The sequence below is a fragment of the Aliivibrio sifiae genome, assembly GCF_002954715.1.
Taxonomy (GTDB): domain Bacteria; phylum Pseudomonadota; class Gammaproteobacteria; order Enterobacterales; family Vibrionaceae; genus Aliivibrio; species Aliivibrio sifiae.
The window spans coordinates 912,494-913,832 of sequence record NZ_MSCP01000002.1 but is presented as its reverse complement, the minus strand read 5'-3'; the positions used below and the strand labels follow the sequence as shown (position 1 = coordinate 913,832).

Here is a 1,339-nt window from a genome sequence, read left to right as displayed (position 1 = left end):
ATCAATAGAATCGCGGCTTTCGTAGTTTCGGCTTAGTAAGCGTAAATTTCTTCTTTGTTACCTTTTGGTTTTCATTTCATTAGGTTCGGCAAATCAACCCTTATTTCCCCAAGTTCAGGCGTTTCAGAAGCTATTTTACGCTTCAATTTTTCTTTGGTTATGCCTCATTTTAGTCTGCATCAGTGTTTTGCTCGCAGCATTTTCAATCCCAATTGTGGCGAGTGTATTTAGTTTATCAGTTCCAAACCGGCTGAAACCAAGCCGTTCAAATGGTGTAAAAAATGTATCTGTTTTCCATTTACTTCATCTCGCAATTTAAGAACATTTTGTTCGCTTAATTGCTATCGGTAAATTAGAATCAGGGCTTAGAAAATCTTGGCAGGGCAGTTCTTTACCAAGTTGGCCAAGCCGAAAGTAAGCACGCACAACAATCGCATCAACACGATGCTTATTACATTCGGCGTTTTTGGTTTGAAGTGTAATTGGTTTGGAAAGTTGGTCGTCAGCACGTGTTATGCAAGCGTTATGTAAAAGGAGGTAGCTTTGACTCAAGATGTAGATAAAAAGAGTTTTACAGATAGGTTTGATGCTGACGATAAATTGATAGCCAAAGCAAAGGTACTAACAACGGTTTCGTTAGTTTTGCTAGCGCTTGAAGCTTCAGGTGCGACAATGAAAGAAGCTAATACATTTATATTCAAAATTGAATTTGCACACCAAAATAATATCGCATACTTGCTTCTGGCAGCTGTGGTTTATTTGACAGTCAGATATCGAAATTACGCGAAGCCTTATCACAATGAACTATTTCTTCTTTGGTCAGTGCGAATGATGAAAAATAAAGATGTATTTCATTACAGCCATCGGGAGGAAGCAGTAAAAGGATTGCTAGGTGGAGCTTTTGATGTCTGGGGAGGAGATGAACCAGGAATTATGCATTCAACGTATGAAGTGAGCGGTTTTTTGCGCAGAGGCATTAACTACCCAGCAGTTTGGCGTGGTGAAAGCGGGGATGGTGAATGGATAGAAGAATATTACGATGAGTACTTCAGTTTACTATCTTTCAATAAGAAATGGACTGCTTCCAAATATTTACGCTTATTGTTTACTGAATTTAAGTATAGGCTTAGCGCCTTTATAAATGACCGCGAGCATTTGGATGTACTTAGTCCTTATATGTTTTCGGGATTGGCTATTTTGTCAGCCCTCATCCCATGGGAGCTTTTTACATAACAATCGCATCAACACGATTTGCTACATTCGGCATTCTAGGTTTCTTTGGTTTTACCGTATTAAGTGGTAAATTTAAGCTTAATCTGCATGGTAGCAAACGTGTTAT

General features: G+C 38.8%; 1 protein-coding gene. It reads left to right on the top strand.

Annotation, left to right across the window (positions count from 1 at the left end):
- Positions 1–543 precede the first annotated feature (543 nt).
- Positions 544–1,233 carry a hypothetical protein gene (locus BTO23_RS15265; RefSeq protein ID WP_105063928.1) on the top strand — a complete coding sequence of 230 codons (690 nt, stop codon included), beginning with the start codon at positions 544–546 and terminating at the stop codon, positions 1,231–1,233.
- The last annotated feature ends 106 nt before the right edge of the window (positions 1,234–1,339 follow it).